The sequence below is a fragment of the Mesobacillus harenae genome, assembly GCF_013343715.1.
In the GTDB taxonomy this organism is placed as follows: domain Bacteria; phylum Bacillota; class Bacilli; order Bacillales; family Cytobacillaceae; genus Mesobacillus_A; species Mesobacillus_A harenae.
In genome coordinates, this window is sequence record NZ_JABUNR010000022.1 from 1 (window position 1) to 25,555 (window position 25,555).

Below are 25,555 nucleotides of genomic sequence, written 5' to 3' on the forward strand. Positions count from 1 at the left end.
TGAAGTCACTATAAATATTGTTTGTTGACGCTTGTTTGTTTAGTTTTCAAAGAACAATAACCGTCATCCGTTGATCGAATCAGCGGCGACAAATACTATCTTACCATAACGTTTCGTTGTTGTCAACTTCTGCGAAGTATTTATTTTTGACGAACACGATCAATTTCGGATCGCCCAACAACATATTCTATCTTATCATGTTATTTCGCTTGTGTCAACTTCTACGAAGTAATTCTAAACGGGCGTGCATCCTAGCCATATTGTTGTATCAGCAATATTATTTTGAAATCTGATAAACAACGGTCTATTCGTCTTTCCAGGAGCAACGTTTGTTATTCTACTACGAGAGACTTAGAAACGTCAAGTATTATAACTTCATTTTATCCACAGTCCCCAGCATATTTTTATCTTCTCCCTCCTACCACTTAAATACAAGAGAGAAGATAAAAATATAAAGTATTATATAGAAGAAAGACATTTAGAATAAAGCTAGTTCCAAACCTAAAGACCATGTTCCACACAATACTTGTCCACTAGCTGTTCGATTTGATTGAGTTCAGGAAAAGGCCCGCTAAATTCAAACCTGAGCTCTTCAATAAATTCACCATTTCGATACACATGAACTGCACCATTTTGCTCGATAACACTAAATTCAGGCTCAAACCTATATCCATCTCTTTCAATAGCACCCAATCTGACCACCTCTTTAATTTCATACCCCACTTAGATTGTCTATATCAAGCAACAATTAATCACTGAAAACAGAATTTAATAAAGATAGCTAGTAAACATCTCTCCGAGTAAACACCGAAAAGGAAACAATAAGTGCTGCTGCCCACCAAATTGTAAGAACTAACATTGAAAAAGGCAGTGTCATACCTTCAATTGGAGGAGCAGACCCAGTAAGATAGTCAGTTAGCTTTAAATTCACCATAAACAAATACTTGGCTGATTCCCAGGAAGAAACTACATTGTTCAATATAGCTCCAGATATTAAAGTTGCCAGGATAATCCCCATTGCCGCTGCGGTACTTCGAACCAATACTGAAAGCATAAAAGATAGGGTGCCCACAACGACTGCTACAAACCAAGCTAGCCCAAAAGTCATAAGTAAGAACTTCCACTGTTCAATAAGTCTTACATTGGAAAAATCCAGACCTTCGGGGCCTGTATTGAACCCTGTTAAGATAGGTGCTCCCCACCCGCCGTATCCGAAGACCAGTCCAGATATCAGAAATGATAAAAAACCAACAATGGCTATTATAGAAGAAATTGATAAGAGAAGTGTTATGTATTTGCTTAATAGTACCTTCCATCTCTTAACTGGCCTTGTCAACAAAAGTTTAACTGATCCTAAACTGTATTCTGAGGATACTAGGTCACTGGCAATAACCATTACTAGTAACGGAATAAATAAGTCAATCGCGCTCTCAATAAACAATCTCATAAAAGTTGGGGCACCTGGTTCAGAGGGATTAATATTTTGATCCAGATAATATTGCTGCTGTGTAAGGCCCATTTCAAGCTGCTGTCTCCACTCGTCAGAAACTCGGCTGCTGCTTAATCGGTTTTGAGTATCTATAATTTGTTGTTGCAGAATAGGTCTCCAGTCTTCTGTTCCTAACGTTTCTCGCTGAGTTTCAATTGCACGCATCTGAGCGTACGTAAACAGGCTAACCAATACAGCTACAATTATAATTATTACCCAAAGCTTTTTTTTCGCCAGAAGCTTCATCACCTCATTATGAACAAGGTTACTCAATGACATCATCTCCTGTAAGTTCCAAAAATAAATCTTCCAACACAGGAAGCTTCCGATTCATTTCAATTACACTAATTCCTTCTTTCACTAGGATTTCGTTCCATTCGGGCACCTTACCTTCATTAAAGTCTGTAATGATTGTGCCAAAAGGCCCTTCTGCTGCTGTTTGAGTTAACCTGTCTAGAATCCCTTTTCCTTTTTCGTATGGAGATAGCCGCCAAACCATCTTTTCTTGTGTACTTAGCAAGTTATGTACTGAGTCCACCTTGATAATTCTCCCTTTTGAAATGATGGCAACTCGATCGCAGAGCAGCTGTATTTCACTTAATAAGTGGCTTGAAACTAGAACACTTAATCCTTCTTTTACAGCCAAATACCGGATAAATTGCCTCATTTCCCGGATACCGGCTGGATCAAGTCCATTAGTCGGTTCATCTAAAATTAAAACCTTCGGGTTACCTAATAAAGCCTGGGCAATTCCTAGGCGCTGTTTCATTCCGAGAGAATAGGTTTTCACCTTATCTTGAACCCTTTCTTGCAAGCCAACTAATTCCACTACCTGTTGAATTCGGTCAGGTTCAATTTTAGGCAGCATCCCTGCAAAATGTTCAAGGTTTTCCATGCCTGTCAAATAGGGATACAGTTCTGGATTTTCAACAATACAGCCGATAAGATTCATCGCATTCATAAAATCCTTCTGGACATCAAAGCCTCCGATATTGACAGTACCGGATGTTGGCTTAATTAATCCAACTAACATCCGGATAGTAGTTGTTTTGCCAGCTCCATTGGGACCAAGAAACCCAAAGACCTCACCTTCATAGAGTTCGAAATCAAGCCCCTTAATAATTTCTTTTTTCCCAATTTTTTTTCGAAGCTTTTGTACCGACAAGGTCACCTTGGACATATTAGTCCTCCTTTTGAATAGAAATTTCGGTTTATTGCCATGTGATGAGTGAAGCTACCCGCTCTGCAATGATCTGATGGCCTGCTTTATTCGGATGAAATTCATCTGTGTATAAATAGTCAGCTACATTCAATTCAAATAAATCAAACGTAGGTACGAAGACAATCCCCTGATAATCAGCTGCTAACTCTGCACTGTTATAATTCCATAACCGTACAACATCTGAGGTCTTCTTACTATCATCTAACTCTAAAAAAGGATTGTATAATCCTACAAAAAAGATGGTAGCTTCTTTATTAGCAGAGCGTATTTCCTGAAAAATTGACGAGAGGTTGCTCAAGTAATCCTTCTGCAGTTTTTCAATGGTATCCTGGTCCGCATCTAATAGAGTTTGTCCCCCCTGAAATAAATCATTTCCGCCGATTGTTATTAAAATATAATCAGCTTGTTTTAGCTGATTTTTAACTTGGGTTTCCTGTACCTGATTCACCAACTGTCCGGATCGTTGCCCCCTAATTCCAAGGTTGAATAAAGTAACTGGCTGAGCAGACTTTTCCTCTAACTCTTCGCGAACATAGCCAACATACCCTTTTCCCGAAGAGTCGCCTGTGCCTCTTGTCAAGGAATCGCCTAACGCAACTACAATAAGGTCTCCCTCCTTTTTCTCAGCTTCTGGAATGTCTGTATTATTTGGGATAGGCTGTTGTTCACTGCTGTAATATTCGATAAAGACGAGTGCTAACCCAGCAGCCCATAGCAAACAAAAAAAAGTTGAAAGAATTGTAAAAAACCTAATTTTATTAATCTTCAACTAACTCATCTCCCTGTTATTTCCTCTTATAGTCCATTGAACCACAAAACTGTATAAAAAAAGAATTTTTACATAAAAAAAAGAGCCCGAGGGCTCTTTTTTTATGCATCCATTACTTCTACTTTTTCCATAATGTCGCCGTTTTTCATGGCTTTAGCTGCCTCTAAGCCCGAAGTGATTTTACCAAAGACTGTGTGCACACCATTTAAATGAGGCTGTGATTCATGGACAAGGAAGAACTGGCTCCCGCCTGTATCTTTCCCTGCATGTGCCATGGATAGTGAGCCTGGCTCATGCTTGTGAGGATTGCCTTCCGTTTCACATTTAATTTGATATCCAGGGCCGCCTGTACCTGTTCCGTGGGGGCATCCGCCTTGGCTAACAAAACCTGGGATAACACGGTGAAAGGATAGCCCGTTGTAAAAGCCCTCATTAGCAAGCTTTTCAAAATTGGCTACTGTTCCAGGTGCTTCATTAGGATAAAGCTCAAATTCAATTTTTTCTCCGTCTTTCATTTGTATGTATCCTTTTTTAGACACTGTTAATCCACTCCTTAAATTAGCATCCCTACTATCATACCATTATTAATATTGAAGTAAAAGCAAGCAAGCTTCAATGTCGAAGATTTGGAACATAAATCATGATATGTTATAATAGAAGTGCCTCTTCCGGACATTCGCGCTTGTTGCGGGACACTTAACCACTGTACGGACGGAAGAGGCAGGTGTCTGCTTTTGCAGGCACCTTTTTTATTAGGTCTAAAACGGCTGGAGCATTAAGCTTCGTTTTTTAATTTAATATCGGTATTGAACTAAGCCTAAACAGGCAACATAGGAAAGTATGCTTATCTATAATAAAACATCGTATCAGATCATAGGAGTACGGGTTATGAAAAAGTGGATTGTTGTTATAACTTATTTCATTATAATAATCATCGGTTTTATTTACCGTGATTTTTTAATTGGCTGGATACAGGATAGCGATCCGTCGCAACTCCTCTTAATGCTGTTTATATCTGTTTTCTTATCAACCGTTCCGGTCATCCCATTCACCTTGTTTGCAGGGATAATGGGCATGAAGTATGGTATATTTCTTGGCTTTTTTATTAATTGGTTTGGCGGGCTTGTCGCAGCAGTTATCTATTATCTGTTAGCACGTTACCTGCTATCCGATTTTTTTAAGGAATATGTCCTGAAATACCCTGCCATAACTAAGTTCAATCAGCTCATAAAAAAAAATGCCTTTCTTGCAGTATTTTTAAGCCGCATGATTCCGGTAATACCTCCGCCAGTCGTCAATATTTATTCAGCCCTTAGCAAAATACAATTTCCGGTATATTTTACAGCTACTGCACTCGGAAAAATCCCACCTACCTTCTTTATAGCTTTTGGAGGAAATCAACTCTTTTCGCATCCAAAAACGTTTTTGCTGGGTTTGATTCTGTACGGACTTTTTTTAGCACTGATCTTTTTCTTTTACCGTACTACCTTTAAATCGAAAGCCCCGGCATAAACCTATTGCCTCGGGCTTTTTCGTTTTCGAAAAAATACTTCAGGCTCCCATTTGTCAAAAGGGTGTTCGCGAATCGGACTGACAGGAGCCATGGGTGCATGCTTTGGTGTATTTTTCTGTAAAGCTGATTCCATTAGAGAGTTTTGGAGCGGTCTCCACTTTTTCAGGCTTAGTACCACAATAGATAAAATTACACCTGCCAAGGCGAAGGTAAGCCATGGCAAATAAGGTGTTTCTTTTCCGTATTCAAGAAGGCTGCTTCCTAAAAACCTGCCTCCCGCTTCTCCCAGTCCCGCTATTACATTCGCAAGCCCAAAAAACAACCCAATTAAGTTCGCCTTTGATAGCTGTGAAATCGTACTGTCAATAGTAGGCAAAATCAGCATTTCTCCAAATACAAAGATAACTCCGCTTAAAGCTAAATGCATAAAGGAACTTGCCCAAAATAACGACGCAACACCCGCCCCAACAAATAGCAGACCAATGCTTAAAGTGGTTAACGGATGGAGCCGCCGCGTGATTCGGTTTGAAACTTGATTTTGAGCAGCAATAACGATAAGGCTGTTTATCGTCCAGACAAGCGCGACATTCTCCGGAACTGCTAATACGTCTGCCGCACGTAAAGGGAGCATAAGTGAAAGCTGGGTGTATAAAGCCCATATGAATAGACTGATAAACCCAAACATCATAAATGGTTTGTTTCTAAACGCCTCTCCATATGCGCCTTTTGGTATTTCAGGGCAAGGCTCATTGCCACAGTTTTTCGGCAGAAAAATCCAGCTGATTGCAGTTAAAATATAAAAAATAGAGCCGGCAACCCAAAATATGAGAGTGGTGGAGCCGGAAATGAACAAAAAGACAATTAGACCGGCAGTTCCCGTCCCTACATTAGCCGCAATCCCGCGAAGGGAGAACGCAGTCGTCTGATTTTCCTTTGCTGCCATAGCCGCTATCGCCGCCTTCGTAGAAGGTGCATTGAGCCCATTTCCTAATCCTACAATTCCCGCTAATATCAGCAGATGTAAAAAGCCAGTAAAAAAACTAAAGCCAATTAGGCCTGAGCCTGTTATTAGTGCACCGAGCCCAATAATAAATCTTCTGCCGATTCGATCAGCTAAAAAACCACCGAGAATGCTTCCAAACTGAAAACAAATTGAAATAGCTGCTAATATACTTCCGATTTGAACGAGGGACAGACCTGCATCCATCTTTAAGAGGATTGGCAAAATAGGGAGCACTAAATAAATGCCCAGGTGTGTCATCATGACCCCTATCAATAGCACAGCCATTGGACGCTCAATGTTTTTTAATATACCTATGATAAAAACCTCCGCTCACTTAAATGAATACAGTTAGTCTGAACATAGCGGAGCAATCTATTCATAGGCTATTTTTAAGTATGCAAAAAGGCCAAACTGGTGTCGTAAGCACCTAATTTTCTTCTTTTATTAATATTATGTTAAAAATTCCAATACCTTTTTGGCCGCCTCCTGGCTCTGATCTATACAATCTGGAATTCCCACACCTTCAAAGGAGCCCCCCGCCAAAAAGACACCTGGCAGTTCTTTATTTAAAGACTCCTTTACGTTGCGGATCCGTTCTATATGGCCAACACAATATTGGGGCATCGCCTGCTTCCATCTTGTCACAACATGAAACATGGGTTTCTCTGAAATGTTCATCGTTTTATTTAAGTCCTTCAGCACTATGTCGATAATTTCTTCATCTGACAAATCAACGACTTCTTGATCATCTGGCTTCCCAACGTAGCAGCGCAAAAGTGCCATTCCCTCCGGTGTTGAACCAGGCCATTTTTTATGTGTCCATGTACACGCAGTGATTCGGTAATCATTATTTCTTGATACAACAAACCCCGTTCCTTCGATACCTTCCTTAATAGCTGACTTATTAAATGCTAAGGCAACATTTGCTACTGAGTTAGAAGGCATTGCTTTAAAGTTATCCATAAAAGAGTAATCAGACAAAATCCGTTGAGCATGATGATGCCCTGTGGAGATAATGATACTGTCCGCTAGCAACTCGGTTCCATTTGAAATTCGGACGGCATAGCCCTTTTCTGTTTTCCTCACTTTAGCAACCGGTGTACCTTTAATAACCGTGCCTTCCTCTAAACGTTTTTCAAGCTCACTGACAAGGCTGTTCAATCCTTTGCTAAGTGAGATGAACATACCCTTTTTTGTTTGTTTCCTACCTTTTTGAGGAGGAGCTGGCATCGTTTTCTTTAATCCAAATACAATACTCCGGTGTTCCTGTTCCATATGATAAAACATCGGAAAAAGTGACATCAGGCTAAGCTTATCTATATCGCCCGCATAAATACCAGATAACAAAGGCTCAATCAAATTCTCGACTACTTCATCTCCTAATCTACGTCTGAAAAATGCACCAAGGGACTGATCTTCATGCTTAGGACCTTTAAGCAATACAAAGTCACCGGCTGCACGCATTTTCCCTTTAAGAGAGAATAAACCGGAAAAAGCGAACGGGGTTACCTTTGTCGGAATCCCCATAAAAGACCCTTCAGGCATCGCATGAAGCTTTCCTCTTGCAAGTATATAAGACTTGCCTGCCAGATTTGAGACCACCTCATCCTGCAATCCGAGCTCCTCGATTAATTTAAGAGCGCTTTTTTTTCTTGCTAAAATTGAATCAGGGCCTTTCTCAATGATAAATCCATCTTTTTCAATCGTATTTATGACACCGCCTAACCGGCTGCTCGCCTCAACTAACTTAATTTTGAACGGTAAACACTTCTCTTTTATTTCCTTTTGAAGAGTATAAGCTGCTGCCAAACCAGTAATCCCGCCACCCACAATAAGGATTGTTTTCTTTTCCATTAGCTCACCTGCTCAAATATTTTTTCTTATCGTCTAATCAAGATTGTTAAGTATTTCACAAATATAGCTTCTAAAAGAGAACGACCTTCTTTCTCTTATAGATATTGATATTGTATAAGAAGAATCCATAAAAAACAGGAAAACTAGTGATTTGTTGAAAAGTGTTAATAAAGATGTCTAGATGAGGATGTAATTTTTCCAATTTTTTCAGTTATGTTTAATAGGACTCTAAAATGAATATAGAAACTATATAGGAGGGATATAAATGGCAGATAAAAAAAGAACAGGTGAAGTAAACTGGTTTAGGACAAATCAGGGATTAGGTGAAATCAATGTCGGCGACGGCGATGTGGCAAGGGTTCACTATTACGACATTAACCAGGATGGATTTACGGACTTAACTGAAGGAGACAAAGTAGAATTCAGATTGGATAGAGAGGATGACGGAGAATTAAAGGCAGTAGATGTAACAAGGATAAAGAACTAAACAAAATCCGGATGGAGATTCCATCCGGATTTTTGTCTAAAAAGATTATATTCTTTTCTGCCCAATTAATATTGGCAGCTGCCTGTATATCCCAACTACCTCATCCATTTTCATTCTGACAAGTCCGCTCGAGGAAGGTGCCACAAAATCAAGAACTCCGGGGATCACGGATTCGGATTGTACGCCCCAAGATACAACTTTCCTCTTACTGTACTGCTGGTATACACCTTTACCGACAAAACAGACGATCCGTGGCTTTAACGTTTGTATTTTAACTTTTAATTTTTCTCGGCCTTCCTCGTATTCTTCTTTAGTAATTTCATCTGCAGCTTTTGTAGGCCTGGCCACAATGTTTGTTAAACCGTAACCTAAGTCCAGAAGTCTGTAGTCCTCCTCTGTTTGATATTTTCTTGGAGTAAGCCCTGACTCGTAAAGAATTTTCCAAAAGCGGTTATTGGGATTAGCAAAATGATGACCTGTTTCAGCTGAACGGATACTGGGGTTAAATCCAACAAAAATCACCTCCAGTTCTTCCTTTAAATGGTCTTGAATAGGCTCCATAATCATTCCTCCTCATTAAATGCTTTTTTACACTTTATATAAGAGGCTCTTCTACTTTCAAGGGAAAAGGAAAGATATTATAAAACACTTTCTTTATAAAAAGCCAACAATAAGTTTATTCTTTTTATTGAAGAAAAAAAGAGTTGGGATAATGAGGCAATACAGAAGAGGAGCGATACCAAGCCAGGAAACGGGTAATGCACTAAGGTCTTTTTATGTACACCTTATGGATTATCTCATGGTCAATAATTCTTTATTTATACTTGATCCATGAGACAATCCCTAAAACTTCTGGTTTTACTGAACAACATCAGGCTGGGTTCGCTGCCCATGGAATGCCGGTCAACTTCTCTGGAGGATTGTTATCACACAACTGGGAAGAAAAAAAGATTAAACAATACATGGATCGGGCTAAAAAAAGATTATGCACAAACAGGCAAGGATTGCTCCATGCCTGTTAGAAACCATTTTTCTCATACATATTTTTGTATATTTGAAAATGATATTGAAATTCATCAAAGTAAAGTTCTTCTGCTTCTTCAAACGAATAATGATCCAAAAAAGACTCCAGAATATCAGAATCAACCTGGTTCATCATTCCGCTTACCCAGATTTTAAAACCATGCTTTTTATATAAGCTGGAACAGCCAGCCCAATCAAATATATCTTCCACTTGTTCCTCATTCACTGAACATCCGCCTCCAGTCAGGTTTAGAACTATTCATTGCCACCTTGGCAAAGAATATTCACGGACCAAGTAAAAGGTTCTCTTCTATTCGGAAAGCTTTTTGATAATCATGGCAAGCAGTAAGGTTCGTTCTGTCAGCGAGTCTATTTCCAAATATTCTTTTTCACTGTGGGAGTTTCCTCCTATTGGGCCGAGACCATCGACAGTAGCAACACCCACCGCTGCAGTAAAGGAGGCATCAGAACCACCGCCAGTTGCAGTATCGGTAATTTCTAAGCCAATTTCTTTGCCTGCGTCCTTAATAAACTTAAGCAGCTGAACAGTTTGCTTATTTTTTTCCATGGGCGGTCGATTCATTTCTCCTTCGAGCTCAACCTCTGTACCAGGAACAGTTGTAACCGAGCAGATTTCTTCAATTTTTTCTTCAATCTCCTGGGCCTGTTCTTTATCAGATATCCGGATATCAATCTGGGCAGTTGCATGCTCTGAAACAGTATTAATTGAAGACCCACCTTCGATTAAGCCGACATTCACACTAATCCCTTTTTCATGGTCGTTTAGGTCTTGAAACTGAATTACCTTATAAGCCAGCTCCTCAATGGCACTTCTGCCTTTTTCTGGCTCAATGCCTGAGTGGGCCGCTCTTCCTCTTACATGAAGCGTGAAATTACCTTTGCCTCTACGTGAAGAGACAAGAGAACCGTCCTTTCGGGCAGGCTCCATGACAAGCGCGAATTTTTTATCAGCTGCTATTTCTTCAATTAATGAGCGCGATGTAGGAGAGCCTACCTCCTCATCACTATTTAAAAGAAGCACTACGTTTTGATATGAAATATCCCCTGATTCTTTCAAGGCTTTTATCGCAAATAAAACGGATACCAGGCTGGATTTCATATCAATAATTCCGGGCCCGTATGCTCTGTTGCCGTTTATATGAAATGGCCTTTCTTTAACAGTTCCTTCAGGGTAAACTGTGTCCATATGCGCCATGATGAGAATGGCTGGGTCCTTGGCATCCTGATGATGAAACACAATATGATTGCCAAAGTCTTCTTGCTCATAAACTGTTGCCATAAAGCCTAATGCTTTATATTCCGTCAGTAAAAATTCACCAATCTGATCGACACCTGATTTCAAATACGAACCACTGTCTATGTTAACCAGATTTTCAAGCGTGTTGATCATTAGTTTTTGCTTTGTCTCTAAATAATTTTGCATATTCATTCTTTCTCCTACCCCATTGCACTTTATCTTATTATCAATATATTTAGCATAATTTAAGAACGACACGACATTTCATTTAAAAATTAGTCAATTTTGTATGGTATTTGGATGATTTCTTTAATTGATTGAAGGTTCGGAAAATTAACTGTACCATATTAAGCCTAAGTGATCTTAAATTGACCAGCTTAGCAGTACTTTTAGTAGATAGGGTGAAAACTATACTATATCCCCTGGTTTCGGTTTTAAATGTTCTATACTGTTTAATTTATCACATACTATGCTTCTATAATAAACGACCCGACCCTTTCTAACACAATCTCTTTCAATAGAAGAAAGTGTTATTCTTATTTCTTAATTTTAATAGGAATTAGCTGAAAAAGATTAAGCTTTTTAGCGATTAGAGGCGTTGTGAAGGAATTTTGGAGCACACATTTATAAAGTAGGGAATATAAAATGGATCGTGTCAGATTTATTTCACCCGGGTAAAACGGAGGTTTCACCCAAGTGAAATAAATCAAAAAGGGCACTAAACTATTATGAGCAAAAAGCCGGCAGCACCACTAAAATTTTTTTATAAAAGAACTTCCTCAAGCTTTATAACCATTGTCTTCCCGATATCCACAAACTTATCTGGGGTTGGTGCATTTTTGTCTGCCGGTTCTTTAAATTGGTTAAATGATCCAGTCAGTGCTCCGACATTTCCCTCTTCATCTACGCCTTGTTCCTGGATATGAGATAAAATAAACGGTCTTCCCAGTTCCACTTTAGCAGTTTCCTGGTCAACCTCCCCAGTAACAGCTTGAAACGGAAGCCTAAGGTACTGGTCGCCAGTTCCGTCATCAATCTTATAATCAAAATATCCATGGTCGTAATCCCAATTACCGCCAATTGTAAAACCGATTGGCTCTAATCGTTCTTCTAACTTGTTCATCGTATAGTTGACGCCTTCGACTTTTGATGGAATTTCTATCATCTTCAAAACCTCACATTCATTTGATATAAGCATGAACTCTCTCTATCTGCTTATCTTTATATGAGGCTTTTTCCACCCAGTTATGTTTCTCAAACATTCCTTTAATTTAGGAATACCGTCTTTTAACCGAATTTTCGATTTGCCAGCTTTTGCTTGTTCATGACATCGTATGATTTTTCAATAATATCTGTTAGAACGTCCCCTTTATAAACTCGGCCAACCTTTGTGTTTGCCTGATAATATTCGACAATTTCATCTAACTTATTTAACGTATCATGCGCCATTCTGACATTAAGCTGTTGTTTGGCTTGTTCTGGCATGACTCTTAGCCTCCTTGCAACGCTTTGCTAATATATCATTCTGCTAGCAATTGCTATTTATTATATATCAATTCGCTATAAAGCGCTATAGTCCTTCTGTTCCAACAAAAAAAGAGCAGGATTCCCTGCTCGATACCTATTCACTAAGAACGGCACTACCCGATTGTTTCCCCCTTTTTAGATAAAGCCCAAATGTAAATAAGGAGCATAAGAGTAGCATTGTAATGCCCAAAAAGATTGTTCTGTAAATATTTTCTGGGGACAAGTCGTTTAACAAAGTGATCAGGATACCTGTAAGACCGACACCAAAAGCTCCTCCGAAAAATTGAACAAGCTGAATTAATCCCATCCCGGAACCAATTTGGCTTTCGGGTAAAATCCTTGAGGCTTCATTTGCCATACTTGATGTTAAGGCTGAAAATCCCAGGCTAGTGAACATATACGTCACCATAATAAAATAAGGAGACTTTCCCGAAAGAAAAGCAAACATCAACGTTGAGATTAACAAGAAGGCATGACCAAAGAGAATAACAGGAACATTCCCTAGCTTATCGATAACACGCCCTATCAGTTGAGCTGCTGCAGCAGACAGGATGGCCCCTGGGAAGATTATCATTCCTATTTCACCCGGGGCTTTATTAAACACTACTGTCAGCATAATGGGCATTAGGAATAGTGCAGAGAAATGTGTTATAAAAGCGGCAAATCCTATAAATAAGAGCTTTACATATTGACGGTAATTAAGCAGGTCTGGTTGAATAAAAGGTGTTTTCACAAGATGTATATGCCGCCAGAGCACATATAAGAGAACAACACTAACTAAGAGAATAATCATGGAAAAAGAAGATAAAAATAGCAGAAGTCCAGTTACACTAAGCCCAGTTAATATACCGCCAAAAGTATCAAATTTTACTTTCTTTCGTTCTTCTATCGGTAAAAGGCTTTTAAAGAAGGGAATAAGAATTATAACAAAAACGGTAATAGCAAAGAGAAAGTTCCATCCTAAATATTGGGTAATTAATCCTCCAATAACAGGTCCAAGCCCAAATCCAAGTGATGCAGCAGAAGCGATCATAGACATTGCCTTTCCGCGTCTTGTCACAGGTATATATCTTCCTGCTAACACCATTGCCAGGCCAGGAACAGCACCTGCACCAGCTGCCTGAAGTATTCTAGCTCCAAGCAATAAATAAAACTCATCCGCCAGAAGGCCAATTATTGAAGCTAAACCAAGCAGTGATAACCCGCTAACAAGGAGTCTCGAAATCGGAATGAAGTCTGATAGGCGGCTATAGGTTAATGTAGAAATGGCAAAAACAATTGAGTACCCGGAAACAATCCATGAAGCAGTTGCTGAAGACAATGACAGATCAGTGAGAATGCTTGGAAGGGCAACATTAAACATCGTTGTGTTCATCACAACGAGCCAGACGGTAAAGCTCCAGACCAAAATTATTTTATTTTCGTTAATAACTGGTTCGTTTGGGGCAGGAGCAGACATGGGTATGCCTGTCATGTAATCCCTCCTTTTTCGTACAATAAAATACTTTAAATTACTTAACTGACTATAAAACCCTTCTTCATAAAGGTCAAATATTCCCCCTTACAGATACAAATTAATTTTTAAAACTTAATAGATAATACTAAAAATCCATTAGACAGCTTTAGTGAAAATGAATTTAATGTAAAACCTGCAGACGCGTTATGTATACGATTTTAGTTTATTGTAGCTTAAGTTAGTTACTAGCTTGAATTTTCGGGGTACATAGTAGACTATATTTCAATTACACCAAAATACCACTAAAAAGTGAGGTTGGCTTATGAACTTACCCCTGGCCATTGGCTTATTTTTATTAGTCCTTTTTCTTGTAAGAATAGTTGGGATCAAGTTTATAAAGATTCCGGATATCGTTTTATACATTCTGTTAGGGTTAGGAATAGCACCTTTTTTTCAAGAGGCAAAAGCAATAGAAATTGCAGGAGAGATCGGTCTTGTCCTGTTATTCTTTATCCTCGGATTAAAGTTCTCAGTCAACAGAATTACAAAGGACGGGAAAAAGGTTTGGAAAGCTGGCCTACTTGATGTTCTTTTTGGCATAGGTGTTACTACAGCTATTTGTTCTTTTTTTGGATTGGACTTTCTTTCTTCTATTATAATAGGCGGTCTTTCCTATGCAACAAGTTCTTCTATTACAGCTAAGCTTCTCGAAGATAAGAACCGCTTGAAAAATCCGGAGTCTGAATTCATGTTATCCATTTTGATTTTCGAAGATTTATTTGCGCCCATCCTTGTCTCTGTTTTAATTGGACTATCTGGTAAAGGCCTTACTGTTGTAGAATTTTTGTTGATATTCATTAAAATAACATTGCTTGCTGCTGTTGCTATTTTTATCAGCAAAAAAATCTTTAAGAAATTCCACTTCCTTCTCAGCGAATTACAAAAAGATGATTCCTTTATCGTCTTCATTGTCGGCTTTGCGTTATTGTACAGCGGCTTTGCAGTTTATTTAGGGCTATCGGAAGTTATTGGAGCATTCTTGGCCGGCATTATGTTGTCAGATTCTCCTGTTAGCAAAAGGGCAGGCCGTTATGCTGTGCCGATACAAAACATATTTTTGCCATTTTTCTTTGTGAATTTTGGTATGCACATTGAGCTGACAACAGATATACCATCACTCGGTCTGCTGATAACTGTTCTGGCCTGGTCTATCATTTTTAAGATCTTCATTGGTTATTTTGGAGGACAGTGGTTTGGTCTCTCAAAAGAAGATTCTCTTAGGGCTGGACTTTCCCTGACTCAACGAGGTGAATTTTCGGTTATTATAGCCGGCTTGGCGGCTGGAGCTCTTCAGGTTTTTGCTGGGATTTATATTTTAGCTGCTGCGTTAATCGGGACAATGTTATTCCAGTTTGCCCCGCAGCTGAACAAATTCCTTTTTAAAAAACTTGCCAACTAATCCCCCTTTTTAGGGGACAAACCTAGTTAAGTTTACATAAAAAAGTTATTAACAACCAAAAGGTGACAGGCACCATCCATAAAGTGGATGGTGCCTGTCACCTTTTTATTATTCTGCTTCAATTGGTACAATTTTTCCGTCTTCTACTGCTGCTACAATTAGTTCTGATTCAAATCCGCCATCATCGCCGATACCAGGAATGATATAGATTTTTTTCTCTTCAGGAAGATTGGCTAATCCTTCCTTCATAGCCTCACGAATTTTCTTAGGATCATCAACAGATCCGGCAGCTTTCATTGCTTCAGCAAAAGCGTGCATGCCAATATAGTTCAATCCTGCTTCAGAGCCTGGTTCTTCATCAAATTTCGCACGATAATTTTCAACAAATTGTGGGATTGCAGGAGTATCAGATTCAACTAAAGGCATAACTCCAATTGAACCGTTAAGAACATCATAAGAGCCTGTTACTCTCTTCATCTCATCAAACTTAGCCTGATCCATTACGATAAATCCACCTTCGAAGCCAAGCTCTCTTGCCTGTGCTGCAAGTTTAGCAGTCGGCTCAGATGGGCCTCCGATAAACAGTACATCAGGATCTTCTTTTAATGCATTTGTAATTAAAGTAAAGAAGTCAGTGTCTTTTGCAAAGTCGATAGAAGAATTGTAGACGATTTCTCCACCTTCTTTTTCCCAGAAAGGTGCCAATTTTTCAGACCAGTCCTTCCCGTATTGGGAAGCAGTTGGCAAAAAGGCAATTTTCTTTCCGTGTTTTTCCATAGCATACTTAGTAAATGGCTCTAGGTAACCGTCATATCTTGGCGGGATCCGTACTGTCAAAGAATTCCCTGCTTCGGTAATTTTAGGCTCACTAGTATAGGCTCCAATAATAAAGTTCTGCTGTTCATTGAAAACCTGCATGGCCAGAACTCCTCCGCTATGCGGCGTAAATACGATTGGTGTTTTGTTTTCTTGAATAAGACGCTGTGCATTACCAGCAGCTTCATTCGGCATATACTTATCATCGAGAGCAACTACATTTAGCTTATATTTCTTTCCGTCTACTTCAAAATTGCCTTCTTCATTTATTTCATCAACTGCCATTTGCACACCGCTCAATGTACGTTCACCGTAGAAGGCAGCTGGTCCGCTTAAAGGTCCGCTATAGCCAATATTAACAGTTCCAACCTCTTCACTTCCGCTATCTCCGCTTCCACTGTCACTTGGCTCCTCAGTGTCACCGCCTGATGATTGATTACATGCAGCTAGGCTTAACATTACAGCAAATAGAAAACTGACCATAAAAAGAAATTTTGACCTTTTCATGTTTTACCCCCTCAGATTAATAGTTTATAATTTTGCATATTTGATGCAGAATATTATTGCTGGAAAAACCACCTCCTTAACGGACCGTCTTGCTTATGCTCCAATATAGGCTTTACGGACTTCATCATTGGAGAATAGCTCCTTAGAGGTACCTTCTACTACAATGGAGCCACTTTCAAACACATATCCTTTATTGGAAATTCTAAGGGCAGCATTAGCATTCTGTTCTGCTAGTAAAATAGTCGTTCCTTCTCTATTAATCTGCTGAATAACATCAAACATCTGTTCAACAATTAGTGGTGCAAGGCCAACTGAAGGCTCATCCAGCATCATCAGCTTAGGCTTGGACATTAATGCTCTTCCAATCGCAAGCATCTGCTGCTGACCTCCGCTTAACGATCCTGCCGGGTCATCTGCCTTATCTTTAAGTATCGGAAACAAATCATAAACGTGGTTCAATGATTTTTTTATTTCTTCCCGCTTGCCACGGTGAACATAGGCTCCCATGTTCAAGTTCTCATAGACAGTCATCCCTCCAAACAGGTGCCGTCCTTCAGGGCATTGCACAATGCCTGATTTAACAATGCGGTCAGCTGAGGTCTTTTTTATGCTTGAACCATTGAAAAGGATATCTCCTTCTGCTGGTTTTATTAATCCGCTGATCGTCTTAAAAATTGTACTTTTTCCAGCGCCATTAGCTCCTAATAGAACAACAATTTCCCCTTTGGCAACCTCAATGTTTACATTTTGTATTGCAGTAAAGCTGCCATAGTTGACGGTAAGGTTTTCTAGCTTAAGCAATTGCGCTCCCTCCCAAATAAGCCTTGATAACAGCATCATTATTTTTAATTTCATCTGGAGTGCCTTCTGCTATTTTCTCACCGTAATTCAGCACCATAATCTTATCGGCAATTTTCATAATCATTGACATTTTATGTTCAATCAGACAGACCGTAATTCCCTTATCCACCATTTTTTTCATTAGGATGGCAAGTCCTTCTGTTTCGTCTGGATTGATCCCGGCTGCAGGTTCATCAAGGAAAACAATTTCAGGATCTGTAGCAAGAGCTAATGCAAAGGCAGCCCGCTTCTTTTCCTCCTGAGTAATCCCCCCGATTAATTGATTGGCCGATTCAGTAAGGCCGACAAAGTCGAGTACTTCCATAGCCTTGTCACGGCACATTTTTTCCTCTCTTTTTAAGCGTTTTGTCCTGAAGACCGCATCAAACAGGTTAGAATTTGTTCTGAGTCTGTGCCCGATAATTACATTATCCAGCACAGTTGCTTGTTCAAACAGATTGGTACTCTGAAAGGTTCTAGCTATTCCGAGCTCTGCTACCTTGTTTGGCGGCAATTTCGTAATATCCTGTCCGTTAAAAATCACCTGGCCTGAGGTCGGTTTATAAAAGCCGCTAATTAAATTGAAATATGTTGATTTACCTGCGCCGTTCGGTCCAATAATTGCATTAATTTTGCCTTTTTCGATTGAAAAATCAACCGAATTTACTGCAACTAATCCGCCAAACCTTTTAGTTAAATTTTTGGTTTCCAGGAACATTCTTTACCCCTCCTTGACTTGATCTTTAGCTCCTATGGCTGAATCACTTGATTTAGCTGAATTTGCCTTCATAGCTCGTTTATGTTCTCTCTTCATTTTCCAGGCATAAAAGCCCCCGACCAGGCCTCTTGGATAAAAAATAACCAAAAGTGTTAATACTGGTCCGAAAATCAGCATCCGATAATCCTGAAGGAATTGTAGCTGTTGGGAAATCCAGACGATCAGCAATGTACCGACAATTGGTCCCGTGAGTGTTCCTATTCCGCCTACTAACAGGAAGGTTAACAAATCAAACACGACAGTGGTATATGCGACTTCAGGTCCAATGAAACGGATAAAGGATGCATATAACGCTCCGGCAACCCCTGCGAAAGCGGTTGAAATCACGAATACGACTAGTTTGTTTTTCCCAGTATCGATTCCCATCGTTAGTGCCAATTCTTCACTGTTCCTGATCGCAATGTATGTCCGTCCTGTCAAAGAATTAACAATCCGGTACGCGACCAGGACAGCGAGCAGCATGAAGAACAAGATTAGATAATACAGGGATACAGGTGTCTGAAAAGAAATAGGGCCAATGTTTGCTGGTGCGGGTATGCCAATCAGGCCTCGGACCCCTCCTGTTAAGCTATCCCATTTATCAATAACAAGGTAAATGACATATCCTACACAGAGTGTGTAGATCGCAAAGAAGTGCTCTTTCGTTCTCAGGGAGATCAACCCGATTAACAGTCCAAGAAAACTAGTTATAAGGATAGCAAGAATAAACGCTAACCAATAATTTAGGCCTGCTTTAACCGTCAATAAACCGATTGAATAGGCACCAATGGCAAAGAATCCGGCATGTGCAAGTGACAAGTATCCTGTATAGCCAGCCAGCAGGTTTAATCCGTATACTGCAATCGTCCAGATAAAGGCTAGCGACATAATGTGAATATAATAGGTATTGTCAGTTAAATAGGGGAAAGCTATCGCAAATAATATAACGGCGATAATAACGTTTTTGCGCTGAAATATTGTTGACATTAATGGCCCCCCTTTGCAAACAGTCCTGTTGGTTTCACAGATAAGATGACAATTAGGAGAACGAAAGCAATAATATCTTTGTAATCATTGGATATATAGGTCGCACCTAAACTTTCACTGAATCCTAATATATATCCGCCTAGTATTGCACCAGGAATACTTCCCATTCCGCCTAGAATGATGATGACAAACGCCTTCAGGATAACCAAATGGCCCATGCCAGGAAAAACAAGATTGATAGGTGCTGCAAGCGAGGCTGCGACAGCCGCAAGTGCTCCTGAAATCATAAAGGTAAGCATAGCAACCTTATGTGTGTTTATACCTACAAGATTAGCCCCTTCACGATCCTGGGACATGGCAATAATCGTTGAGCCTGTAAAAGTCTTTTTCAGGAATACATATAAAAGGATCATGATAACAATTGCAGCAACGATAATCAGAATCCTTTGGAGGGTAAAGGTCAACCCTAGAACATTAATGACTTGACTGTATGGAGAAGTCATCATCTGATAGTCTGCTCCCCATACAAACTGTGCAAAAGCTTCAAGGAATAACAGAATCCCAATTGCGGCAATTTTGTCATGAATCGGCGGTGCTTCACGTAAAGGATAAAAAATGAACCTTTCCATCAAAACACCAAGCAGTCCTACCACAAGCATCGAAACAAGTATTGCAAGCCAATAGTGAAACCCATAACTCGTCATCATTGTGAGGGTAATATAGCCACCCATCATATACAGTGCTCCATGGGCGAAGTTTGGTATATGCAAAATTCCATAAACTAGGGTTAAACCGAGAGCAACCAGAGCGTAAACGCTTCCAATAGTTAAACCATTGAATAGCTGTTGAAGTAAAATTTCCAAATGTTCTCCTCCTTTTAAATGTGTTTAGCTAGAATAACTTCGGAGTCTGCTGTAGCTGCTAGCGCTTTCCCGCTTTTTCCTTTTCTTCATCCTGCAGTTTTCTCCATAAAATTTTACCGCTGCTTGTAACCGGGAATTCCTTTCTAAACTCTATAAATCTCGGATACTTGTAGGCAGCCATATGCTCTTTAGCCCATTCAATAATTTCCTCTTCACTCACATTCCCTTCATAACCATCATTCAGAATCACGAAGGCTTTGACTGTTTCACCTCTTCTCGGATCTGGAACACCTACAACACAGGCCTGTTGGATAGCAGGGTGTTTATATAGATAGGATTCGACCTCTGTCGGCCATACTTTATATCCCGAAGCATTAATCATCCTTTTGACCCGGTCTACCATGAAGAAATAGCCTTCTTCATCATAGCGGCCAATATCACCGGTCCGGAAAAAAGATTTCCCATCAATCTCAATGAATGAACTTCTGTTTTCGTCATCACGGTTGTAATAGCCAACCATAACCTGCGGGCCATTTACAACAATTTCTCCAACTTCATTCGGACCCATTTCTTTGAGAGTAACAGGCTCGAGAATTCTTGCGTCTACATTAAAGGATGGAATACCAAGACATTGCATTTTTGGACGGTCAGCCGGATTGAAATGCGTCTGAGCGATCGTTTCGGATAAACCATATCCTTCTACAAATTTCAAACCGCTTAAATTAAACAGCTTTTCCCCAACTGCTTCTGGAAGTGCTGCTCCCCCGCCAGATATTGATTGGAGTGATGTTATATCTTCTTTCTTCAAGTTTTGATTGGCTAAGAAGTCAACGATCATTGTCGCAATTGTGACCCAATGGGTACATTCTTGTGATTTTATCAGCTCAACAGCCGTATTCCGATTCCATCTAGTCATAATGACCATAGTGCTTCCACTATAAATTGGCATATGCATGCTATGTACCATACCTGTAACATGGAAAAGTGGAAGCGTCATCAAGTGAACAGTCGTAGCCGTAGAACGTGACCAGTAGTGCGCTCCTAAAGTGTTTGCCTGAACGGTCTTATTTGTGTGCATACACCCTTTTGGCAGTCCAGTGGTTCCAGAGGTATACGGCAGAACTGCAAGGTCGTCCGCTCCTGCCTTATGCTCACTTGGTTCCAACCCGCACTCAATCGCATCTTTCCAAAGATAATGATTCGGCTTAGTAAAAGTACTGGCAGGCACCTCTGCTTCAGGAGGGAGTTCACCTGCGAATTCTTCACCCGTATAGTCTGAATAAGCAGCGACAATTAAACTGTTCAATGACGTCGTTTCTAGCAGCGGGCTAACTTTTTCATAAAGCTCCTGCCCTGCAAGAGCAGTTTTTATTTCACAATCCTGTACATAAAACTCTAGTTCACTAGCTGTAAGCATCGGATTAATTGGCACGACAACAGCATCTGCTCTTAAGATGGCATAATAGCCGATGACGAACTGAGGGGAATTTTGCATGAATAGCAAAACCTTCTCTCCAGCAGTTACACCTAGCTTTTGCTGGAGATATCCTGCCAGTGCATTGACTTCCTCATCCAATTGCCTATAGGTTATTTCTTTTCCATAATAGTAGATGGCTGTCTGATCTGGATAACGTGTTGCTGTTACTTTTAAGTTATCGTACAGCGAAGTGTGTGGAACTCGTAAAGTTTTCGAAAGTTTTGGCCAATGTTCATAATGAAGAGTTAACATGTGGATTTATCTCCCCTTTTCTATTAAAGTGTTGTATCCTTTACTTTGGCAAAATGTGCTTTAAGTTCAAGGGCTGCATTTTCAACTGCCTTTTTCCCATCCTCCAGGACTTCTGTCATGCAGAAAAATCCATGAATCATCCCAGAGTAACAAACATATTTCACTTCAACCCCTGCGTCTTTCAGTTTCCTTGAAAAAGCTTCTCCCCCATCACTGAGCGGGTCATACTCTGCCGTTACGATATAGGCAGGCGGCAGAAGAGCGGTTTCAGCCTCCGGTATTAACATCGGGGCAGCAAGGGGGTTTTTCGTGTCTTCCACATTGTTTAAGTATTGTGCACGGAACCATTCCATCGTGGATTTATTTAAATAATATCCTTCGCTATACTTAACGTATGAATCCGTTAATTCAAAACCAGTTGATGGGTAAAATAGCATTTGGTAGGCAATGGAAGGACCCTTTCTATCGATCGCCATATAGCAAACCGCTGCCGCCAGATTTCCTCCTGCACTATCCCCTCCAACCGCCAAAGAGCTTTTGTCAATATTCAGCTCGCTGGCATTATCAGATGCCCATTGAACTGCTAAATAAGCGTCCTCAACGGCTACTGGAAACTTACTTTCAGGAGCCAGACTGTAATCCACCGAGATAACTTTACATTCAGATATTGCAGCTAGTGAGTGACACAAGGCATCATGGGTTTCTATGTTCCCAATAACCCAGCCGCCTCCATGATAATAAACGAGAGCAGGTTTTGGTCCATCCCCCTCTGGTGAATAGATTCTTATCAAAATGTCACCTTCATAGCCTTTTATTAAACGATCCTCTGTGTGAACAACTTTAACCGGCTTGGCCAAGATCTGGCTTGATTGTATATACATCTGCCTCGCATCCTGTGGCGATTGTTCTTCCAGTGCTGGCATTCCATTAGATTCCATCATTTTCAGCAATGCAGAAGCTTGTGGATGTAAACTCATAGTTCATCCTCCTTGATCTCCTAAAAAAATTAACTATATTGGCAAAATATTCAGTATTTTAAAACCGTTATTTCTGAACATTTAAGATCCCATTAAAAATCATATCTGTATAGGCTTTTGTAAGTTCTTGTTCAGATATATTCCCGTCAGGATTGTACCAATAGTAACTCCAATTGGTAATACCAAGGATACCAAACGTGATTATATCTGGGCGAGCTGCCTGACTAAATTCTCCTGCTCTAACACCTTCTTCAACCATAGTCTGGTAATTTTCCCTAAAAATGTTTCGCTTCACTCTGATTTCTTCTACATGCTGTTCGGTCAAATGTCTCATTTCTCGAAAGAAGATCCTGGCACTTGGCCTTTGTGTTTTAATATTGCTGATTAGCATAAAAACAATCTCATGGAGCTTATCCTTATGACATTTTTCGGGATCCTGTAAAATTTTCTCTTGCTGAATGATCAAATCTTCAATGTAATTTAAGTGGATAAGCTTCAGTAATTCTTGTTTGCTTTTAAAATAATAGTAAAATGTGCCTTTTGTTACACCGATTGTCTCTACTATTTCCTGGACCGATGTTCCCGAAAAACCTCTTTCGTCAAATAGCTGGATACTTGTCTTAATAATCTTTTGCTTCATATGCTGTTTACCCCTCGGCGTTGGTCGTAAAAGGCATACTCCGCACAAAGGCTTTGATCTGAATTTGGTAAATAGGAAATGCAAAGCGCCTTTTTGCACAGGCGCTTTGATACTATCCCAACCAAGCGGTATTTCATACGCTATTCCTTCTCGATAATTGTGGCAATTCCTTGCCCGCCGCCGATACACGCCGTGATAAGGGCATATCTGCCTCCCGAACGATGAAGCTCATATGCAGCTTTTGTTACCAGGATCGCACCAGTAGCTCCCAGTGGGTGGCCATGGGCAATTGCTCCGCCATTTACATTCACTTTTTCCATATCCATCCCTAGCTCTCTGTTACAGGCAAGGACCTGAGAAGCAAAAGCTTCATTTATTTCGATGAGGTCCATATCGTCGATACTGAGTCCGGATTTCTCCATTACTTTCTTAGTAGCCGGAACAGGACCAATTCCCATTATGTTAGGATCAACCCCGGCTACTGCAAATGCTCTAACGACAGCTAGTGGTTTGACTCCTAATTCTTCGGCCTTTTCTCTGGACATGATCACAAGTGCAGAAGCTGCATCATTTAATCCTGAACTATTCCCTGCAGTGACTGTCCCATCTTTTTTAAAGGCAGGCTTTAGTTTTTCCAGGGCTTCAATTGTTGTTTGCGGACGAGGGTGCTCATCTGTTTTGAAAACAATGGGATCACCTTTTCTAACTGGTATTGTTATTGGTACAATCTGTTCATCAAAACGGCCGCCTTCCATTGCAGCTGCCATTCTTTGCTGGCTTTGTAAGGCAAACTCATCTTGCTCTTCCCGGCTGATATTGTATTTCTCAACTAGGTTCTCTGCGGTAATTCCCATTGGCGGATCACCGATTTCCTTAGGTGCCAGCTGTGATTTCTTAAAAGAAGGCGGAACCGGGCTGAACGGCTTTTCCGGACGCTCCATTAAGTATGGAGCACGGCTCATGCTTTCTGTCCCTCCAGCAATATAGATATCCCCATCGCCGGCTTGGATTGCTTGAGCAGCCAAGTTAACAGCATTGATTCCTGAGCCGCATTGACGGTCAATCGTCAAACCTGGCAGGTTAACCGATAGGCCTGTTTGTAAAGCAGTTAAACGAGCGATGTTTCCGCCCCCGCTTAAAACATTTCCGAAAATAACGTCATCTACCATTTCAGGATCTACATTAGCACGCTTTACAGCTTCTTTAATAACCTCCGCACCTAAAACATGGGCTGGTACAGATGAAAGGGCACTCCCTTGTCTTCCTATTGCTGTTCTAACTGCTGATACTATAACTGCATCTCTTTTCATATCGATCTTCCTCTCTTAAGATATTTTTTTATCAATCTATTACATTGCATTTTTCCCGCCGTCTACTACAACGATTTCCCCTGTGACAAAATCAGAAGCTGGGGCAGCTAAAAATAGTGCAACACCTTTTAAATCGGTCTCTGAACCATATTTGCGTAAAGGAGTTCCTTCTAGCAGCTTTCCTCCGCCCTGCTCCAGCACTCCCTTTGTCATTTTGGTCGGGAAAAAGCCAGGAGCAATTGCGTTCACATAAATTCCGCTTGACCCCCATTTTACAGCTAGATCTTTTGTGAATGTTATGACTGCACCCTTACTGGCATTGTAGCCAATCGCATTCATAAATTTGGGATCGGACCCGTTTAGTCCTGCTGTAGAGGCAATATTAATGATTTTTCCGGATTTTTGTTTTAACATCACTTTACCTGCGGCCTGTGACATCAAAAAGGTTCCCGTTACATTTACATTCATGACTTTGTTCCATGCTTCAAGCGGCATCTCTTCTGCAGGTGCCCCCCAGGATGCCCCGCTGTTATTAACTAGAATGTCAATGCGTCCAAATTTCTTGACCGTCTGTTCGATAACATTGTTTACATCATCAGGGTTTGTTACATCACATTTAATGGCTAGTGACTCTACTCCCAGCTTCTTAAGGTCGGCGCTGATCTCCTGACACGCCTCAAGCTTCCTTGAACAAACGACAACATTTGCTCCCGCTTCAGCAAACCCTTCTGCAATCTGTTGTCCGAGTCCACGCCCGCCGCCGGTTACAATGGCTGTTTTACCCTTTAAATCAAATAGCTCTTTAACATGCATTTACCTTCCTCGCTTTCCTTATTTTCGTTAGGAAAAACCTATGTACCTTTACCATTTGCTCAATTTAAATCCGTGAATGCGCTTACATGACTTTTTTAAAAAATACCGCCTACTAACTAGTCGGTATGTAACCCAAGTTAATCATAACTCATGATTTCTGAATATTCAACCAGAAATATTTCGACATGTTTCTCATTACTCCGTGTTAGTAACTAAAATTAGAATCCGAATACATGAATTTCGGTGTTGCTTTTTG

The 25,555-nt window shown here is 40.3% G+C and carries 26 protein-coding genes; 3 read left to right on the forward strand and 23 right to left on the reverse strand.

Annotated features, from left to right (window positions below):
• Nucleotides 1-501 precede the first annotated feature (501 nt).
• The 5 genes from HRJ06_RS20530 to HRJ06_RS20550 form a co-directional block, all read right to left on the reverse strand.
• Entirely contained in the window at nucleotides 502-693 is a 192-nt protein-coding gene (locus HRJ06_RS20530; protein ID WP_174734848.1) for a YbxH family protein, read from the reverse strand.
• Nucleotides 694-781: 88 nt separating this feature from the next.
• The gene (locus HRJ06_RS20535) at nucleotides 782-1,762 is read right to left on the reverse strand and encodes an ABC transporter permease (RefSeq protein ID WP_174734849.1); all 981 of its coding nucleotides are present in this window, start codon (nucleotides 1,760-1,762) and stop codon (nucleotides 782-784) included.
• The gene (locus tag HRJ06_RS20540; protein ID WP_174734850.1) at nucleotides 1,755-2,669 is read right to left on the reverse strand and encodes an ABC transporter ATP-binding protein; all 915 of its coding nucleotides are present in this window, start codon (nucleotides 2,667-2,669) and stop codon (nucleotides 1,755-1,757) included. The genes HRJ06_RS20535 and HRJ06_RS20540 overlap by 8 nt, the downstream gene beginning before the upstream one ends.
• A gap of 31 nt (nucleotides 2,670-2,700) precedes the next feature.
• Entirely contained in the window at nucleotides 2,701-3,480 is a 780-nt protein-coding gene (locus HRJ06_RS20545; RefSeq protein ID WP_174734851.1) for an SGNH/GDSL hydrolase family protein, read from the reverse strand.
• Nucleotides 3,481-3,581: 101 nt separating this feature from the next.
• Nucleotides 3,582-3,995: a peptidylprolyl isomerase gene (locus tag HRJ06_RS20550; RefSeq protein ID WP_174734898.1), complete on the reverse strand. Its 414-nt coding sequence runs from the start codon at nucleotides 3,993-3,995 to the stop codon at nucleotides 3,582-3,584.
• A gap of 373 nt (nucleotides 3,996-4,368) precedes the next feature.
• Between HRJ06_RS20550 and HRJ06_RS20555 the strand changes: the two genes are divergently transcribed.
• Nucleotides 4,369-4,992: a TVP38/TMEM64 family protein gene (locus HRJ06_RS20555; protein ID WP_174734852.1), complete on the forward strand. Its 624-nt coding sequence runs from the start codon at nucleotides 4,369-4,371 to the stop codon at nucleotides 4,990-4,992.
• Nucleotides 4,993-4,994: 2 nt separating this feature from the next.
• Here HRJ06_RS20555 and HRJ06_RS20560 read toward each other — a convergent pair whose 3' ends face one another.
• Together HRJ06_RS20560 and hemY are read right to left on the reverse strand one after the other, a co-directional pair.
• A complete protein-coding gene (locus tag HRJ06_RS20560) occupies nucleotides 4,995-6,281 on the reverse strand; it encodes an MFS transporter (RefSeq protein ID WP_174734853.1) in 1,287 nt (428 codons plus the stop codon).
• Nucleotides 6,282-6,446: 165 nt separating this feature from the next.
• A complete protein-coding gene (gene hemY / locus HRJ06_RS20565; RefSeq protein WP_174734854.1) occupies nucleotides 6,447-7,850 on the reverse strand; it encodes a protoporphyrinogen oxidase in 1,404 nt (467 codons plus the stop codon).
• Nucleotides 7,851-8,115: 265 nt separating this feature from the next.
• Here hemY and HRJ06_RS20570 point away from each other — a divergent pair, with 265 nt between their 5' ends.
• Nucleotides 8,116-8,337 (forward strand): cold shock domain-containing protein, encoded by a 222-nt coding sequence (locus HRJ06_RS20570; protein ID WP_174734855.1) that lies wholly within the window; start codon nucleotides 8,116-8,118, stop codon nucleotides 8,335-8,337.
• 45 nt (nucleotides 8,338-8,382) lie between these two features.
• Here HRJ06_RS20570 and mug read toward each other — a convergent pair whose 3' ends face one another.
• The 6 genes from mug to HRJ06_RS20600 form a co-directional block, all read right to left on the reverse strand.
• Nucleotides 8,383-8,898, reverse strand: a complete 516-nt coding sequence (mug, locus tag HRJ06_RS20575) for a G/U mismatch-specific DNA glycosylase (protein WP_174734856.1) — start codon at nucleotides 8,896-8,898, stop codon at nucleotides 8,383-8,385.
• A 457-nt stretch (nucleotides 8,899-9,355) separates the two neighbouring features.
• A complete protein-coding gene (locus HRJ06_RS20580) occupies nucleotides 9,356-9,586 on the reverse strand; it encodes a hypothetical protein (protein ID WP_174734857.1) in 231 nt (76 codons plus the stop codon).
• A gap of 84 nt (nucleotides 9,587-9,670) precedes the next feature.
• On the reverse strand, nucleotides 9,671-10,804 hold the full coding sequence (locus HRJ06_RS20585) for a M20 family metallopeptidase (RefSeq protein WP_174734899.1): 1,134 nt from the start codon (nucleotides 10,802-10,804) through the stop codon (nucleotides 9,671-9,673).
• Between the two features lie 577 nt (nucleotides 10,805-11,381).
• On the reverse strand, nucleotides 11,382-11,783 hold the full coding sequence (locus HRJ06_RS20590; RefSeq protein WP_174734858.1) for a YugN-like family protein: 402 nt from the start codon (nucleotides 11,781-11,783) through the stop codon (nucleotides 11,382-11,384).
• 122 nt (nucleotides 11,784-11,905) lie between these two features.
• Nucleotides 11,906-12,103, reverse strand: coding sequence for a hypothetical protein (locus tag HRJ06_RS20595; protein WP_174734859.1), 198 nt, complete (start codon nucleotides 12,101-12,103; stop codon nucleotides 11,906-11,908).
• A 136-nt stretch (nucleotides 12,104-12,239) separates the two neighbouring features.
• Nucleotides 12,240-13,619, reverse strand: coding sequence for an MFS transporter (locus HRJ06_RS20600; RefSeq protein ID WP_174734860.1), 1,380 nt, complete (start codon nucleotides 13,617-13,619; stop codon nucleotides 12,240-12,242).
• Between the two features lie 304 nt (nucleotides 13,620-13,923).
• On the opposite strand from HRJ06_RS20600, the gene HRJ06_RS20605 reads away from it, so the two are divergent.
• Nucleotides 13,924-15,060: a cation:proton antiporter gene (locus HRJ06_RS20605; RefSeq protein WP_174734861.1), complete on the forward strand. Its 1,137-nt coding sequence runs from the start codon at nucleotides 13,924-13,926 to the stop codon at nucleotides 15,058-15,060.
• A 108-nt stretch (nucleotides 15,061-15,168) separates the two neighbouring features.
• Here HRJ06_RS20605 and HRJ06_RS20610 read toward each other — a convergent pair whose 3' ends face one another.
• From HRJ06_RS20610 to HRJ06_RS20655, 10 genes are all read right to left on the reverse strand, one after another.
• The gene (locus HRJ06_RS20610) at nucleotides 15,169-16,383 is read right to left on the reverse strand and encodes an ABC transporter substrate-binding protein (protein WP_174734862.1); all 1,215 of its coding nucleotides are present in this window, start codon (nucleotides 16,381-16,383) and stop codon (nucleotides 15,169-15,171) included.
• A gap of 93 nt (nucleotides 16,384-16,476) precedes the next feature.
• Nucleotides 16,477-17,184 (reverse strand): ABC transporter ATP-binding protein, encoded by a 708-nt coding sequence (locus HRJ06_RS20615; RefSeq protein WP_174734863.1) that lies wholly within the window; start codon nucleotides 17,182-17,184, stop codon nucleotides 16,477-16,479.
• On the reverse strand, nucleotides 17,177-17,941 hold the full coding sequence (locus HRJ06_RS20620; protein WP_174734864.1) for an ABC transporter ATP-binding protein: 765 nt from the start codon (nucleotides 17,939-17,941) through the stop codon (nucleotides 17,177-17,179). Before HRJ06_RS20620 ends, HRJ06_RS20615 begins: the two co-directional genes overlap by 8 nt.
• 3 nt (nucleotides 17,942-17,944) lie before the next feature.
• On the reverse strand, nucleotides 17,945-18,967 hold the full coding sequence (locus HRJ06_RS20625; RefSeq protein ID WP_174734865.1) for a branched-chain amino acid ABC transporter permease: 1,023 nt from the start codon (nucleotides 18,965-18,967) through the stop codon (nucleotides 17,945-17,947).
• The gene (locus HRJ06_RS20630) at nucleotides 18,967-19,830 is read right to left on the reverse strand and encodes a branched-chain amino acid ABC transporter permease (protein ID WP_174734866.1); all 864 of its coding nucleotides are present in this window, start codon (nucleotides 19,828-19,830) and stop codon (nucleotides 18,967-18,969) included. Before HRJ06_RS20630 ends, HRJ06_RS20625 begins: the two co-directional genes overlap by 1 nt.
• A 58-nt stretch (nucleotides 19,831-19,888) precedes the next feature.
• A complete protein-coding gene (locus HRJ06_RS20635; protein ID WP_174734867.1) occupies nucleotides 19,889-21,559 on the reverse strand; it encodes a long-chain fatty acid--CoA ligase in 1,671 nt (556 codons plus the stop codon).
• A 23-nt stretch (nucleotides 21,560-21,582) separates the two neighbouring features.
• Complete coding sequence (locus HRJ06_RS20640; protein ID WP_174734868.1) at nucleotides 21,583-22,536, reverse strand: alpha/beta hydrolase; 954 nt, start codon at nucleotides 22,534-22,536, stop codon at nucleotides 21,583-21,585.
• 67 nt (nucleotides 22,537-22,603) lie between these two features.
• Complete coding sequence (locus HRJ06_RS20645; RefSeq protein WP_174734869.1) at nucleotides 22,604-23,176, reverse strand: TetR/AcrR family transcriptional regulator; 573 nt, start codon at nucleotides 23,174-23,176, stop codon at nucleotides 22,604-22,606.
• A gap of 140 nt (nucleotides 23,177-23,316) precedes the next feature.
• Nucleotides 23,317-24,486, reverse strand: a complete 1,170-nt coding sequence (locus HRJ06_RS20650) for a thiolase family protein (protein WP_174734870.1) — start codon at nucleotides 24,484-24,486, stop codon at nucleotides 23,317-23,319.
• Nucleotides 24,487-24,525: 39 nt separating this feature from the next.
• Entirely contained in the window at nucleotides 24,526-25,299 is a 774-nt protein-coding gene (locus HRJ06_RS20655) for an SDR family oxidoreductase (protein ID WP_174734871.1), read from the reverse strand.
• Nucleotides 25,300-25,555 lie beyond the last annotated feature (256 nt).

Bases quoted from the DNA above. Each gene is read 5' to 3' on its own strand.
- HRJ06_RS20595 (WP_174734859.1), bottom strand. From the start codon at position 12,103: ATGCCAGAACAAGCCAAACAACAGCTTAATGTCAGAATGGCGCATGAT.
- HRJ06_RS20605 (WP_174734861.1), top strand. From the start codon at position 13,924: ATGAACTTACCCCTGGCCATTGGCTTATTTTTATTAGTCCTTTTTCTT.
- HRJ06_RS20640 (WP_174734868.1), bottom strand. From the start codon at position 22,536: ATGAGTTTACATCCACAAGCTTCTGCATTGCTGAAAATGATGGAATCT.
- HRJ06_RS20635 (WP_174734867.1), bottom strand. From the start codon at position 21,559: ATGTTAACTCTTCATTATGAACATTGGCCAAAACTTTCGAAAACTTTA.
- hemY (WP_174734854.1), bottom strand. From the start codon at position 7,850: ATGGAAAAGAAAACAATCCTTATTGTGGGTGGCGGGATTACTGGTTTG.
- HRJ06_RS20625 (WP_174734865.1), bottom strand. From the start codon at position 18,967: ATGTCAACAATATTTCAGCGCAAAAACGTTATTATCGCCGTTATATTA.
- HRJ06_RS20645 (WP_174734869.1), bottom strand. From the start codon at position 23,176: ATGAAGCAAAAGATTATTAAGACAAGTATCCAGCTATTTGACGAAAGA.
- HRJ06_RS20650 (WP_174734870.1), bottom strand. From the start codon at position 24,486: ATGAAAAGAGATGCAGTTATAGTATCAGCAGTTAGAACAGCAATAGGA.
- HRJ06_RS20620 (WP_174734864.1), bottom strand. From the start codon at position 17,941: ATGTTCCTGGAAACCAAAAATTTAACTAAAAGGTTTGGCGGATTAGTT.
- HRJ06_RS20610 (WP_174734862.1), bottom strand. From the start codon at position 16,383: ATGAAAAGGTCAAAATTTCTTTTTATGGTCAGTTTTCTATTTGCTGTA.
- HRJ06_RS20570 (WP_174734855.1), top strand. From the start codon at position 8,116: ATGGCAGATAAAAAAAGAACAGGTGAAGTAAACTGGTTTAGGACAAAT.
- HRJ06_RS20590 (WP_174734858.1), bottom strand. From the start codon at position 11,783: ATGATAGAAATTCCATCAAAAGTCGAAGGCGTCAACTATACGATGAAC.
- HRJ06_RS20560 (WP_174734853.1), bottom strand. From the start codon at position 6,281: ATGGCTGTGCTATTGATAGGGGTCATGATGACACACCTGGGCATTTAT.
- HRJ06_RS20550 (WP_174734898.1), bottom strand. From the start codon at position 3,995: ATGAAAGACGGAGAAAAAATTGAATTTGAGCTTTATCCTAATGAAGCA.
- HRJ06_RS20655 (WP_174734871.1), bottom strand. From the start codon at position 25,299: ATGCATGTTAAAGAGCTATTTGATTTAAAGGGTAAAACAGCCATTGTA.
- HRJ06_RS20555 (WP_174734852.1), top strand. From the start codon at position 4,369: ATGAAAAAGTGGATTGTTGTTATAACTTATTTCATTATAATAATCATC.
- HRJ06_RS20585 (WP_174734899.1), bottom strand. From the start codon at position 10,804: ATGCAAAATTATTTAGAGACAAAGCAAAAACTAATGATCAACACGCTT.
- HRJ06_RS20540 (WP_174734850.1), bottom strand. From the start codon at position 2,669: ATGTCCAAGGTGACCTTGTCGGTACAAAAGCTTCGAAAAAAAATTGGG.
- mug (WP_174734856.1), bottom strand. From the start codon at position 8,898: ATGGAGCCTATTCAAGACCATTTAAAGGAAGAACTGGAGGTGATTTTT.
- HRJ06_RS20600 (WP_174734860.1), bottom strand. From the start codon at position 13,619: ATGACAGGCATACCCATGTCTGCTCCTGCCCCAAACGAACCAGTTATT.